The 13,705-nt window shown below is 69.5% G+C and carries 10 protein-coding genes; 2 read left to right on the top strand and 8 right to left on the bottom strand.

Going from position 1 to position 13,705, the window contains the following annotated elements; all coding sequences use genetic code 11:
• Position 1: 1 nt before the first annotated feature.
• The 5 genes from AC3WOH_RS00140 to AC3WOH_RS00120 form a co-directional block, all read right to left on the bottom strand.
• Positions 2 to 1,402: an MFS transporter gene (locus AC3WOH_RS00140; RefSeq protein WP_492227394.1), complete on the bottom strand. Its 1,401-nt coding sequence runs from the start codon at positions 1,400 to 1,402 to the stop codon at positions 2 to 4.
• A complete protein-coding gene (locus AC3WOH_RS00135; protein WP_492227393.1) occupies positions 1,399 to 3,018 on the bottom strand; it encodes a class I adenylate-forming enzyme family protein in 1,620 nt (539 codons plus the stop codon). The genes AC3WOH_RS00140 and AC3WOH_RS00135 overlap by 4 nt, the downstream gene beginning before the upstream one ends.
• A gap of 416 nt (positions 3,019 to 3,434) precedes the next feature.
• Positions 3,435 to 4,757 carry a Glu/Leu/Phe/Val family dehydrogenase gene (locus AC3WOH_RS00130; protein ID WP_492227392.1) on the bottom strand — a complete coding sequence of 441 codons (1,323 nt, stop codon included), beginning with the start codon at positions 4,755 to 4,757 and terminating at the stop codon, positions 3,435 to 3,437.
• 167 nt (positions 4,758 to 4,924) lie between these two features.
• On the bottom strand, positions 4,925 to 5,791 hold the full coding sequence (locus tag AC3WOH_RS00125) for a PPK2 family polyphosphate kinase (protein WP_492227391.1): 867 nt from the start codon (positions 5,789 to 5,791) through the stop codon (positions 4,925 to 4,927).
• A gap of 30 nt (positions 5,792 to 5,821) precedes the next feature.
• Entirely contained in the window at positions 5,822 to 6,802 is a 981-nt protein-coding gene (locus AC3WOH_RS00120; protein ID WP_492227390.1) for a GlxA family transcriptional regulator, read from the bottom strand.
• Positions 6,803 to 6,884: 82 nt separating this feature from the next.
• Between AC3WOH_RS00120 and AC3WOH_RS00115 the strand changes: the two genes are divergently transcribed.
• Complete coding sequence (locus AC3WOH_RS00115; protein ID WP_492227389.1) at positions 6,885 to 7,670, top strand: MBL fold metallo-hydrolase; 786 nt, start codon at positions 6,885 to 6,887, stop codon at positions 7,668 to 7,670.
• On the opposite strand, the gene AC3WOH_RS00110 is transcribed toward AC3WOH_RS00115, so the two are convergent.
• Positions 7,656 to 8,633, bottom strand: coding sequence for a LysR family transcriptional regulator (locus AC3WOH_RS00110; RefSeq protein ID WP_492227388.1), 978 nt, complete (start codon positions 8,631 to 8,633; stop codon positions 7,656 to 7,658). The genes AC3WOH_RS00115 and AC3WOH_RS00110 overlap by 15 nt on opposite strands.
• 109 nt (positions 8,634 to 8,742) lie before the next feature.
• Here AC3WOH_RS00110 and AC3WOH_RS00105 point away from each other — a divergent pair, with 109 nt between their 5' ends.
• Positions 8,743 to 9,231, top strand: a complete 489-nt coding sequence (locus AC3WOH_RS00105) for a PACE efflux transporter (protein ID WP_492227387.1) — start codon at positions 8,743 to 8,745, stop codon at positions 9,229 to 9,231.
• 21 nt (positions 9,232 to 9,252) lie between these two features.
• Here AC3WOH_RS00105 and AC3WOH_RS00100 read toward each other — a convergent pair whose 3' ends face one another.
• Together AC3WOH_RS00100 and AC3WOH_RS00095 are read right to left on the bottom strand one after the other, a co-directional pair.
• The gene (locus AC3WOH_RS00100) at positions 9,253 to 10,191 is read right to left on the bottom strand and encodes a response regulator (RefSeq protein ID WP_492227386.1); all 939 of its coding nucleotides are present in this window, start codon (positions 10,189 to 10,191) and stop codon (positions 9,253 to 9,255) included.
• Positions 10,175 to 13,618: a hybrid sensor histidine kinase/response regulator gene (locus tag AC3WOH_RS00095; RefSeq protein WP_492227385.1), complete on the bottom strand. Its 3,444-nt coding sequence runs from the start codon at positions 13,616 to 13,618 to the stop codon at positions 10,175 to 10,177. Before AC3WOH_RS00095 ends, AC3WOH_RS00100 begins: the two co-directional genes overlap by 17 nt.
• Positions 13,619 to 13,705 lie beyond the last annotated feature (87 nt).

Raw genomic sequence — 13,705 nt, 5'->3', positions numbered from 1 at the left:
CTCAGCTGGCGAACTGGCTGTCGCGCACATCGCCCACGCTGCGGCGGATTTCGCCGTGGCGCTCGCGCGTGATCGGGTAGGCCAGCAGCAGCGGAATCGCCAGGGCCAGGCACAGGGCGGGCAGCAGCCCGGTCATGGTGCGTATGCCCTGCAGCGCCAATGGGCTCTGCGCGACGTTGGGCACGTAGTGCGTCCAGTCCAGCACGGCGGCCACGACCACGGTGGCCAGGGTGCGCGCGATCTTGTCGACCAGGCCGTACAGGCCGTAGTACATGCCCGTGGTGCGCTCGCCGGCCAGCATGTGGCCATGGTCGATGGTGTCGGGCACCATGGCGTAGGGCACGATCCAGTGTGCCCCCATGCCGATGCCAATCAGCGCCAGCACGGCGGCCAGCATGCCCTGCTGCCCCGGTTGGATCCAGTAGAGCACGACCAGGCCTGCGGCGCTGAACACCAGGCCCAGGATGTAGGCACGGTTCTTTTCCCAGCGGTCGACCACGCGCTTCCAGGCGAACAGCGAAACCCCCACCACCCCGAGCAGGATGGCCATGAGTCGCGGCAGGTCCCCCTGCGTGCCCTGCAGCTGGTAGATCACGAAGTAGGCCAGTGCGCCCTGCACCAGCGTGAGGCCCAGGCGCACCAGACCGGCCGCGCTCACCAGCAGCAAAAAGGGCCGGTTGTGCAGCGTGCTCCGCAGGGTGCGGCGCACGGAATCCCAGGCGGGTGCCGGGTCGGCCGGGGGGGCGGCTTCGTCGGCTACGGGCTCGCGCACGCGCCAGGCCACCACGGCCACGGCCATGCCGGCGGCCAGGCCAAAGCAGGCCCCGGCCAGCGCATAGCCCGTGCGCGCATCGGGCGTGGCGCGCACCAGCACCGGCATGAGCACGCTGCCCGCGAAAAAGCCGATCAACGCGCCCAGCGAGGCAAAGGCCGTGAGGCTGGTGCGCTCGTCGTAGTCGCGCGTGAGGTTGGCGGCCATGGCCTGGTAGGGCAGCTGCACCAGCGTCATCAGCGTATCGAACAGCGTGTAGGTGATGGCGATCCACAGGAAGGCCGCCACGGGGGACAGCCCGGGTGGCACCATCCACACCGCGGCGGCCACCACGGCCAGCGGAATGGCGCCGTAGATGAGGTACACGCGGTGGCGGCCCCAGCGCGAGCGCGTGCGGTCCGTCACCCAGCCAAAGAGCGGGTCGTTGATGGTGTCCCACACCTTGCCCACCAGCAGCGCGGCGCCCGCCACGGCCGGCGGCACCAGGGCCACGTCGGTGTAGAAGATCATGAGCAGAAAGCCCATGGCCGCGATCAGCATCTGCAAGCCCACATTGCCCACGGCGTAGCTGAGCTTGGTGCCCAGCGTCAGCATCGGTGGGGTGGCCTGGGGGGTGGCGTGCCCGCTCACAGCGCGTGCGCCGGTTCGGCCACCGGCTCCTCGGCATCGAGCATGGCGCGCACTTCACGGCGCAGCATCTTGTTGAGGAAGCTGCGCGGGATCTCGGGAACGATGCGCACGCGGTCGGGTTGCAGTTCTGCGCGCAGGTTTTCGGCCAGGTACTCGGTGATGTCGTGCTCCAGCGCATGCCAGTTGTGCTCGGCGCGCCAGCTCTGGCGCAGGCTGGCCACCAGCACGGCCTGCTCGCCATGCTGCACCAGGCAGCATTCCTTGACGGCGGGGTGCTGGTGCGTGACCTCTTCCACCTCGCGCGGGTTGAGCAGCTGGCCGCCCTTGCGCACGCGGTCGGCGCTGCGGCCCAGCACATGCAGGTAGCCAGCCTCGTCGAAGTAGCCCATGTCGCCCATCACCACCCAGCCATCGCGCAGGGTTTCGGCGGTCTTCTCGGGGTCGTGCCAGTAGCGGTCGAAGCGCACCGGTGTCTGCACCGTGACCAGGCCCATCTGGCCTTGGGGCAGGGGCTCGAAATCGTCGCTGCGGATCACCACCTGCACGCCCGGCATCACGCGGCCCACGGACGACAGGATGTCCAGGCCCAGCGGCGCGCCGCTCGCGTCCACATGCTCGTGCGGCAGCAGCCAGGTGATGGGTGGCAGTGCCTCCAGGCAGCCATAGCCCTGCTGGAAGATGGGCCCGAAGCGGCGAATCGCCTCGGCGATCTTGGGCGCGGGCATCATCTCCGAGCCGTAGGGCACGTGGCTGAGCGAGGAAAGGCGGTAACGCGGCAGGTCCGGGTCGTCCAGCAGGTCGATGATGGCCGAGGGCGAGAGAAAAGCGCGTGAGACCTTGTGGCGCTCGATCAGCCCGGCCAGCGTGGCCGAGCGGAAGTTCTCGGGCATCACCAGCACCGCGCCCGACAGCAGCGTGGGCAGCACCAGGCCCGAGCCCGGGCCGGTGATCGGCAGGCCCAGCATGTTGATGTCCTGGCCGCTCGCCGGGGGCGTGAAGTTGATGGACTGGGCGATGAAGCGCACGCTGTCCAGGTACTTGCGGTGGGTGTAGCCGATGGCCTTGGGCAGGCCCGTGGTGCCCGAGGTCATGTGCAGCGCGAACACCTCGTCCTCGTGCACCCTGGCCGTGCCGCGCGTGGGCGTGGCCTGGGCCAGCGCCTCCTCGTAGGGCTTGCCGATGGCCAGGATGTGCAGGCCGGGCATGCGCTCGCGCACGGTGGCCAGGATGGGCTCGCTGAGCGCCGGGTCGTGGATGAACACGGCGGGCTTCACGCGCAGCAGGGTGTCGAGCGCGGCCTGTGCCGACAGGTGCTTGTGAAAGCTTGCGAAGATGGTGCCGTTCTCGAACGTGGCCAGACGCGTCTCGTATTGCTCGCCGGTCTCGGGCAACCAGGTGAAGACGATGTCGCCCTGCTTGACGCCCTGGGCCTGCATCCAGCCGTGCAGGCGCAGCACGCGCTCATGCAGTTGCTGGTAGGTCAGGGTGCCGCGCCGGTCGATGAGCGCCGGCTTCTTGCCATGCAGGCGGTAGGCCAGGCGGGCCACCGAACGGGCGGTGCGAAGCCGGTTCAGCATGAAGCGCGCCACGGCGCTGCGCAGGGAAGGGAGGGCCACCGTTGTCTCCTGGAGGGCAAAGAGGCAGGCAGTCAGTCTCCCACGCAGCTTTGGGGACAAACGTCTCCATTTGTGTGGTCGCGTATCTGCCTGTTTCCAGGGCGGCCAGGCGGTTGTTTCTGGCCGACAACAGGCGCGGACACCCCCATTCGGGCGTCGCCCGGGCGCAACAGCACACCCCACCCAAGAAAAAAACCGCCAGGGCCTGGTGGGCCGCTGGCGGTTGCTTTTGGAGCAGAGCAGCTCGTTGCTGCTCCGCTCCGTTCCTTTTCACTTGACCATAGCGCTACGCGCCACCCGCGATGCATGAGACGGGCGCGGCCCATGCCAGCGCCCCCGCGCAAGGGCCGCCCCGCCGCGCTGGGGGCGTCCCCCCTCTGGGGGGAAGGCGCGAAGCGACTCAGGGGGGCTTCAGGTCAGGGGTACAGACCACGCATCTCGCGGGCGTGCAGGATGCGCTGGCAGGCCACGATGAAGGTGGCCGTGCGCAGGCTGACCTTGTGCTCCTGGGCGATCTGCCAGACGCCGGCGAAGGCCTCCTGCATGATGCGCACCAGGCGGGCATTGATCTCGTCCTCGCTCCAGAAGAAGCTGGAGAAGTCCTGCACCCATTCGAAATAGCTCACCGTCACGCCGCCGGCGTTGGCGATCACGTCGGGCAGCACCAGCACGCCCTTGTCGTTGAGGATGTCGTCGGCCTCGGGGGTGGTGGGGCCGTTGGCGCCTTCGATCACCAGCTTGGCCCTGATCTTGCCGGCGTTGTCCTTGGTGATCTGGCCTTCCAGCGCGGCAGGGATCAGGATCTCGCAGTCCACGCTCCAGAACTCTTCGGGTTGCATGGTCTCGGCGCCGGCAAAGCCGCCCACGCCGCCGCGGATCTTCACGTGGGCCAGCAGGGCGGGCACATCCAGGCCATTGCTGTTGAAGATGGTGCCGGTGTGGTCCTGCACGGCCACGACCTTGGCGCCGGCCTCGGCGAACAGCTTGCCGGCGATGCCGCCCACATTGCCGAAGCCCTGCACGGCCACGCGGGCACCGTCGAGGGCCAGGCCGGTCAGCTTGGCGGCCTCCACGCCCACGGTGAACACGCCACGGCCGGTGGCTTCCACGCGGCCCAGCGAGCCTCCCAGGTCCACGGGCTTGCCCGTCACCACGCCGGTGGCCGTGGAACCCACGTTCATGGAGTAGGTGTCCATCATCCAGGCCATGATCTGGCCGTTGGTGTTGACGTCCGGAGCGGGGATGTCCTTGGAGGGGCCGATGATGATGCCGATCTCGCTGGTGTAGCGGCGCGTCAGGCGCTCCAGTTCACCGAGCGAGAGTTTCTTGGGGTCCACGCGGATGCCGCCCTTGGCGCCGCCGTAGGGCACGTTCACCGCCGCGTTCTTGATCGACATCCAGGCCGACAGGGCCATCACTTCCGACAGCGTCACATCCTGGTGGAAGCGCACGCCGCCCTTGCCCGGGCCGCGCGAGGTGTTGTGCTGCACGCGGTAGCCCTCGAAGTGGGCGATGGTGCCGTTGTCCAGCTCGATCGGCACGTCCACGATCAGCGCGCGCTTGGGGCGCTTCAAGGTCTCTACCCAGCGGGCCAGGTGGCCCAGGTAGGGGGTGACGCGATCGACCTGCTGCAGGTAGATGCCCCAGGGACCGAGGTTGTCCGCTTGGAGGTAGGAAGGCAGGGTGTGCACGGCGCCCGGAGAAGAGGCGGTGGCCGGAGCGCCGGAGGACTTGGACATGGTGATTTCCTTGTGGGATCAGTTCAAGCCGCGAAGCTTATGCCTGCCTCCGAAACCTGTCCAAGGCCATAGTGTTACAGGGTTATGCGTCTCATGCATAACATGGCGATCCCCCGTTGGGACCCCCACGAACCCTGTCTCTAGGGGGTTGCGGCGGGGTTGCGGACTCACTCCACCTTGAAGCCCGCGAGCTGCGGGTCGCCGGGCGGGTAGCGCAGCTCCAGGTTCTGCAGCACCTGGCGCAGCACGGTGGCGATCATCAGGTTGCGGTGGGTCTTGGAGTCGGCGGGCACGATGGTCCAGGGCGCCCAGGGCGTGTGCGTCGCGGCGAGCAGCGTGTCGTAGGCCCGGCGGTAGTCCTTCCACTGCTTGCGCACCTCGATGTCGCCCATGCTGAACTTCCAGTGCTTGGCCGGGTCGTCCAGCCGCTCCTGCAGGCGCAGGCGCTGCTCCTCGGGGCTGATGTGCAGCAGGAACTTGAGCACGATGGTGCCCGTCTCGCTGAGCATGCGCTCGAAGTCGTTGATGTGCGCCAGGCGCTGCTGCTGCTGATCGGGCGTGATCCAGCCGTTGACCACGGGCACCAGCACGTCCTCGTACTGGCTGCGGTTGAACACCGTGATCTCGCCGTCCTGCGGCACCTGCTGGTGGATGCGCCAGAGGTAGTCGTGCGCGCGCTCGGTCTCGGTCGGCGCCTTCCAGCCCACGGTGCGCACACCCAGGGCGCTCATGCGCCCGAACACGCCGCGGATGGTGCCGTCCTTGCCCGAGGTGTCGGTGCCCTGCAGTACCACCAGCAGCTTGTAGCGCCTGTCGGCATAGAACAGGTTCTGCAGCGCATCGAGCTCCAGCGCCAGGGCCTCCACGGCGGCCTTGTCCTCGGCCTTGCTGCCGCCGGAAAACGGCTTGGCGCCCGGGTCCCAGTCGGCCAGGGAGGCGGCCTTGCCTTTCTTGCTGCCCGCCTTGGGCTGCCAGGCCGCCCAGCGCTCGCCCAAGGCCTTGCTGCTGCTCTGGAAGGGGTTCATGGTGTGCATCTCCGGTGAATAGGGCGATCGAAGGGGACGTCAGTGGTTGCCATGGGCCATGCGGTAGGCCAGGGGCGTCTGGCCGGTGGCATGGGTGAAGGCCCGGTGCAGGCCCGCCTCGCTGGCAAAGCCCAGGTCCTGGGCGATGCGCTTGAGCGGGTGGCGGGTCTGGCACAGGGCGTCCGCGGCCTGCCGCAATTTGATGCGGCGCATCCAGTGTGCCGCAGACAGGCCGGTGTGCGCGCGCACCCGGCGTGCCAGGGTGCGGGTGGACAGGTGCATGGCCGCCGCCAGATCGCCCAGGCTGAGGCCCTGGGCGGGGCTGCGCTGCACCCAGAGCATGGCCTTGCGCAGCGCGGGCTCCGCCTGGGCCACCAGGTCGAGCCCGGCAAACACCGGGTGCGTGGCGCGCGGGCGGGGCAGCACCAGCACCTCCTGCAGGTCCTGCAGGGCCTGGGGCGGCAGCCGGGCCGCCAGCGCGTGCAGCATCAGCGGCAGGTAGCCGCTGGCCCCTGCGGCCGTGGTGGCCGATGTGGTGGTCACCAGCGGCTCGTCCAGGCGCCAGTGCACGGCCGAAAACTCCTGTTCCAGCGCCGCCTGCAGCCACCAGGTGGCGGTGGCCGGTTGGCCATCGAGCCGCCCGCTGGCCGCCAGCAGCAGCACGCCGGCGCAGTAGCTCCACAGCTGCGTGCGCTGGGGCAGGGCGCGCAGTGCACGCACCAGGGGCTGCAGCGGGTGCAGCTGGGCCTGCACCTGGCTGGGTGCCGACAGCCACAGGCCCGGCACCAGTACGGCATCGGCCTGCACCTGGGCCAGGGTGGCGGTGGGCGAAAGCGCCGGCCCCTGCCAGGTGGGCACGGGTTGCAGGCCCAGCCCCACCCACTGCACGTCGAACAGCGGCCGGCCCGCGCGCAGGTTGGCCGCGCGCGCCATGTCGGCCGCGGCAAACAGGCCCGCCGGCATGCAGCCCTCGTAGAGCAACAAGGCCAGGTGCAGGGGGCGTGTGGCAGAGATTGGCAATGAATTGTCCATTCCAGCCATTTTCACCAAGCCAGCGCTTTCGAACAATGGGGCTTCATCCCTTGCCTCCTGCATCCACCCCATGAAGATCACCCAACTGCGCAACGCCACCATCGTGCTCGAATTCACCGCCGGGGACGCACCCGTGGCCCTGCTCGTCGACCCCATGCTGTCGCCCCGGGGCGGCCTGCCCACGCTGCGCTACCTGGGCGGCACGCGCCGCCGCAACCCGGTGGTGGAACTGCCGGGCGGCAGCGAGACCGTGCTCTCCCGCGTGACCCACGCCCTCATCACCCACTGCCAGCGCGGCCACTTCGACCACCTGGACCGGGCGGGCAAGCAGTTCCTGCGCGGGCGCGGCACGCCCGTCCTGTGCATGCCCCGCGATGCCGACCACCTGGCCACGCGCGGCCTGGCGGTGCAGCCCCTGTCGGGCGCCGGCCGCCAGCCCTTTCTGGGCCGCGGGCACATCACGCCCATCGCCTGCCTGCATGGGCGCGGCTGGGTCGGCCGCCTGATGGAGCACGGCCATGGCTACCTGATCGAGATGCCGGGCGAACCCAGTGCCTACATCGCCGGCGACACGGTGCTGACCCCCGAGGTGCGCGACTGCCTCACGCGGCTGCGCCCCGACGTGGCGGTGTTGCCGGCGGGCGGCGCACGCTTCGACCTGGGAGGCGAGATCCTGATGGACGGGCGCGACGTGATCGAGGCCTGTGCGCTGGCGCCCGGCATGGTGGTGGCCAACCACCTGGAGGCACTCGACCATTGCCCCACGACCCGGGCCGGGTTGGCTGCGATGGCGGCAGAGGCCGGCCTGCAGCACCGGCTGTGGATCCCGCAGGACGGGGAGTCACGCGTGTTCTGAGGCGGGCGTGGAGCAGGCCTGCTCGGGCGGATGCCCGGCTCGGTGCGCATCGTGCGACATCAGCTCCACGAAGCGCCGGGCGCCCAGGCCCAGGGGCCGTTCCTTGGACCAGACCACGTCCACCCAGAGCGCCGTGCCGTTGCTCAGGTTCTCGAACGGCATCTCCACCAGCGTGCCCGCGTCGATGCGCGGCTGCACCAGCGCGCGCGGCTGCCAGCCCCAGCCCAGGCCGGCCTCGATCAGGCCCAGGGCGGCCAGGTGGTTGTCGGTGCGCCAGTGGTGGCGCGCAAAAACGAAGCGCCGGTCGATCTGCGCCAGGTCACGGCTGGCCACCACGATCTGCCGTGTGCTCGTGAGGTGCTCTTCGCGCAGCTGTGCTTGCGTGGCCTGCTCGCCGCGCGCCGTGGCGGCTGCGCGGGCGGCCTGCAGCACCGGGTGGTCGGGGGCCATCACCGCCACCAGGGTTTCGCTGCCGACCTCCTGGAAGCCCTCGCGCCCGTCGATGCTGGGCCGCTCGAACACCAGGGCCAGCTGCGCGCGCCCGGTGTGCAGCAGCTCCAGCGCATCGACCTGGGGTGCGGCCAGCACCTCCACCTGCAAGAGCGGGTACTCGCGCGCCAGGGCGGCGATGGGCTCGGTCCAGCGCGAGGCCAGCAGCTCGGGCGCGATGGCCACCGTGAGCCGTTCCTCCAGCCCCTGCGTGAGCGACAGGGCCTGGGCATTGAGCTGCTGCAGCTGCCCGGCCAGCAGCCGCGCCTGGGGCTCCAGCGCCCGCGCGGCGGGTGTGGGCCGGGGCTCGCGGCCGCTGCGGTCGAACAGCGGCATGTCCAGCTCCGCCTCCAGATGGGCAATCGCCATGCTCACGGCCGAGGGCACGCGCGACAGGCTGCGTGCGGCCGCAGAGAACGAGCCCTGGTCGAGCACGGACAGGAAGACCTGGATGTTGTCCGAGGAAAAAGCCATGGCTTAGGGCCTTCGCGACCCCGAAATCAGGGTGAAAAGGCCCAATCTATCAGAAAAACTGACACAAGCTAACTTTTAATATCAGCCAAGGGCACATAAAGTCCGGTCCATGGAAATGCAGAACACCACCACTTCTCTGGCAGTGCCGCAGGCTGCCGCCGGCCTGCAGGGCGTCAAGCGCCGGGTCGTCTATGTCACGCTGTACGAGCTCATCGCCATCTTTGCCGCCACGGCGGGGCTGGCCTTTCTTACCGGCCAAGGCGCCGCGCATGCCGGCGTGATCGCGGCCGTCGCGGCCCTGATCGCCGTGGTCTGGAACCTGCTGTTCAACTGGGCCTTCGAGCGCTGGGAGTCGCGCCAGGAAGTGCGCGGGCGCAGCACCAGGCGCCGGGTGGTGCATGCCATCAGCTTCGAGATGGGCCTGGTGGTCACCCTGGTGCCGATCTTTGCCTGGTGGTTCCACATCAGCTTGTGGCAGGCGCTGGTGATGGACATCGGCATGATCGTCTTTTTCCTGTGCTACACCTTTGTCTTCAACTGGGTGTTCGACCATGTGTTCGGCCTGCCAGCCAGCGCCCAAAGCGCCACGCAATCCTGATACCGCACCTCTGGTGCCGAGTCAGCCCTGTAGCAACTGCCCTGCGATGGCCGCAGCGGCGGTGCGCGTCTCGACCCCCAGCTTCTCGAAGATGTGCTCCAGGTGCTTGTTCACCGTGCGCGGGCTCATGCCCAGGATGTCGGCGATGTCGCGGTTGGTCTTGCCCTTGGTGAGCCACGAGAGCACCTCGGTCTCGCGCGGGGTCAGCGCCACCTGCTGCAGGTGGCGCGGCGCGGCGGCCTCGGCCGCTGCGTGGCTGAGCAGCAGCATGGATTCGGCCAGGCCGCTGGCCCCCATGTGGCGCGCCAGCAGCTGGCGGCCATCGGCCAGGGGCAGGGTCTGGCTGCCCTCCTGGAGCGCGCGCACCAGCCAGGCGGCTGCGTGCTCGGCAGCGTCCTCGGCGTGGGCAAAGGCCGCTTCCAGCCATTGTGTGGCCTGGGGCGAGCGCCAGGCCACGCGGCCCTGGCCATCGAGCACCACCACCCCCAGCCCGGCCACGTCCACCGCCTCGCGCGCCAGGCGCGTGGCCTGGGCATTGCGCACATGGGTGGCCAGGCGCGCCAGCACCTCGGGGATGCGCAGCGGCTTGACCACGTAGTCCACGCCGCCGCTGGCAAAGCCCTGCAGGATCTGCGCCGTGTCCGACAGTCCGGTCATGAACACGATGGGCACATGCGACCAGGGCGGTGTGGCCTTGAGTTGGCGGCACAGCGCAAAGCCGTCGATGCCGGGCATTACCGCGTCGAGCAGCACGCCGTCGGGCACCACCATGTCGAAGCGCTGCAGCGCCTCTTCGGCATCGCGTGCGACCAGTACCGCGTAGCCCTCGGCGGCCAGCGCGTCGCAAAGCATGCGCAGGGTGTCCAGGGCATCGTCCACCACCAAGATGACGCGCTGGCCAGGGGGCGGTGCGGCAGCGTGGGGGGCCGCAGGGGGGGCGTCTTCAAGAGATGGCGTCATGGTCGGGTTCCCGCAGGTGCAGGGCCAGGGCTTCGAAGTCGAATCGGTCCGCGCAGGCCTGCAGCAGGGCCAGCGCCTGGGTATGGTGCGGCGGCAGTTCGGCGCGCGCCCGGCGCAGCAGCTCGCGCACGGCGGCGGCCTGGCCCTGGCGCGCCAGGCGGGTCAGGTCATCGCGCAGCGCCTGGGGCAGGGCGATGGGGGCGGCCGGGCTGGCACCGGCCAGGGCCGTGGGGGCCAGCGCAGGCTGCGGGGTGTTGTCGTGCAGCCATTCGAGCTGCAGCGCCGCCTGCAGCGCGCGCAGCAGCTCGGATTCGACCACCGGCTTGCCCACGAAGCCCTGCACCTGCACGGCGGCCAGGCGCCCGGGTTCGTGGTCGAACTGGTTGGCCGAGACGAAGACGATGGGCAACTGCTCGGCCGGGGCCAGCGTGCGCAGAAGCGCGGCGGTCTGCCAGCCATCGAGGTCGTCCATGGAGATGTCGAGCAGCACCAGGTCGGGCGGCGCCTGGCGCACGATCTCCACGCATTCCAGGCCGCTGGCGGCCTCGCGCACGATGAAGCCCAGCGGCACCAGCAGGCCGGCCAGCAGCTGGCGCTGCAGGGGCTGGTCGTCCACCACCAGCAGCGTGCGCCGTGGCCCGATGTGGCCGATCACCGGGCGCAGCACCGCCATGTGCGCGGGGCGCCAGGCCGGGTCGGGCGAGATGCCGGGCAGGTACAGGCGCACGGTGAAGGTGCTGCCCTGGCCCGGCGTGCTGGCCACCGTGAGCTCGCCGCCCATGAGCTGGGTCAGCAGGTGCGTGATGGTCAGGCCCAGGCCGGTGCCAGCCTCGCGCGCGCGCCGGCCGGCGCTGCCGCGCTCGAAGGGCAGAAAGATGCGCTCGCGGTCCTGCGGCTCGATGCCGATGCCCGTGTCGATGACCTCGATGCGCGAGACGTGCGGGCGAAAATCCATGCGCAGCCGCACCTCGCCGCGCTCGGTGAAGCGCACGGCGTTGGACAGCAGGTTGATGAGGATCTGGCGCAGCCGCTTCGCGTCGGCCCGTATCCAGCCGGGCATCGTGCCCTCGGTCTGCACCACGAAGCGCAGGCCCTTGGCCTCGGCCTGCGGTCGCAGCATGCCCTCGACGTTCTGCACCAGCTCGGGCAGGGGCAGGGGGGCCAGGTCCAGGCGCAGGCGGCCGGCCTCGATGCGCGCCAGCTCCAGCGAGCCGTCGATCAGCGCATGCATGTGCTGGCCGCTGTGCTGGATGGTGGACAGGCTTTCGCGCAGCCAGCCCTCGGTCTGCGGGTTCTTGAGCAGGATCTGTGTGTACCCGAGGATGCTGTTGAGCGGCGAGCGCAGCTCGTGCGTCATGCCGGCCACATAGCGCGTCTTGGCCAGGCTGGCCGACTCGGCCTGGTCCTTGGCGGCCTGCAGCTCGGCATCGGTGCGCTTGTGCGCCTCGATTTCCTGCAGCAGGAGCTGGGTCTGCCGTTCCGATTCGTCCTGCGCCATGCGCCGGCTGTCGGTGCTCAGCACCACCCACCAGGCGCACACGGCAGCCAGCAGCGCGAGCAGCGCGAACACCTTGAGGAAGGGCATGCGAAGGAATTGCGCGGGCGTCTCCAGGCTCTCCTGTACGTACACCACGCCGAGCAGGAAGGCCATCACCGCGCACAGCACCACGGTGACCATGAGGTACTGGCCCATGCGGAAGTTGACCTTGGCGGCCCAGTGGCGCGGCAGCAGCAGCGCGGCCACGGCGCGCAGCTGGTCGGTGGCGCGCGAGCCGGTCTTGCAGCGGTCGTGGCAGCGCGATTCGAGCGAGCAGCACAGCGAGCAGATCGCCGCGCCGTAGGCCGGGCAGCGCGCCATGTCTTCGGCCTCGAACTGGTTCTCGCACACAGTGCAGCGCACGGCCTCGCCGGGCTGCCAGGTGGTGTCGGGCTGGCGCGCGAGGTAGTAGCGCCCTTGGGTGGCCCAGGCCAGCAGCGGGGCCAGCGCCATCGACAGCACCAGCGCAATGAAGGGTGAGAACGCGGCCGCCATCTCGCCGAACAGGCCCGCATAGGCGCAGCAGGCCACCGCGGCCGCCAGCACCATGGCGCCCAGGCCCACGGGGTTGAAGTCGAACAGGTGGGCGCGCCGGAACTCGATGCCCGGCGGCGACAGCCCGAGCGGCTTGTTGATCACCAGATCGGCCACCAGCGCCCCGACCCAGGCGATGGCCACATTGCTGTAGACCGCCAGCACCTTCTCGAGCGCGCCGAACACCCCGAGCGTCATGAGCAGTGTGGCGATGCCCACGTTGAACACCAGCCACACCACGCGCCCCGGGTGGCTGCGCGTGATGCGCGCGAAGAAGTTGGACCAGGCGAGCGAGCCCGCATAGGCATTGGTCAGGTTGATCTTGATCTGCGAGACCACGACGAACAGCACCGTGACCGCCACGGCCATGCCCGGCAGGCCCAGCGCCTGCATGACCTGGTGGAAGCCGGCCAGGAACATCTGCGTGGGCTCGGCCGCGCGACTGGCGCCCACTTCGAACTGCAGCGCCGCAAACGCCAGGAAGGCGCCTCCCGCCATCTTGAGCATGCCCATCACGATCCAGCCCGGCCCGGCCACCAGCACCGCGCCCCACCAGCGCCAGCGGTTGGCGGCCGTGCGCTCGGGCAGAAAGCGCAGAAAGTCCACCTGTTCGCCGATCTGCACCACCAGCGAGAAGATCACCGTGCCCGCAGCGCCGAACATCAGGGCATTGAACTGGCTGCTGCCGCTCTTGAGGCCCGACAGGCCTGCGAAGTCGCGGTACAGCTGCGGCTGCGTGAGCGCGATCCACACGAACGGCAGCAGCAGCAGGAACAGCCACAGCGGCTGCGTCCAGGCCTGCAGGCGCGAGATCAGCGTGATGCCGCGCATGGCCATGGGCAGGATCACCAGGGACGAAAGCACATAGCACCACTCCAGTGGCCAGTCCACCACCATCTGCAGCGCCAGTGCCATGATGGCCGCCTCCAGCGCAAAGAAGATGAAGGTGAACACCGCGTAGATCAGCGAGGTGATGGTCGAGCCCAGGTAGCCGAAGCCCGCACCGCGCGTGAGCAGGTCCATGTCGAGGCCGTAGCGCGCCGCGCAGTAGGCAATGGGCAGCCCCGTGAGGAAGATCAGCACCCCCACCGCGAGGATGGCCCACATGGCGTTGGAAAAGCCGTAGTTGAGCGCGATGGCGCCGCCAATGGCCTCCAGCGCCAGAAAGGACAGCGAGCCGAACGCGGTATTGGCCACGCGGAACTCGCTCCAGCGCCGAAAGGCCTTGGGCGTGTAGCGCAGCGCGTAGTCCTCCATGGTCTCGTCGGCCACCCAGGCGTTGTACTCGCGCCGGAAGCGAAAGATCGTCTGCGGTGCAGGCTGCGGGGCGCTGGACGGGGTGGCGGTGGAGGGCATGCACCGGCCCATGCAAGAAACGTTCTAGCCGCAGCGGGTGGTGCGTACGCACCAGCTACGTTAATTGACGTATGGGCGCACACCAGG

The sequence above is a fragment of the Acidovorax sp. FW305-C-20-28 genome (assembly GCF_058783375.1).
The sequence above is the reverse complement of the archived record's forward strand: the minus strand, read 5'-3'. Positions and strand labels throughout refer to the sequence as shown.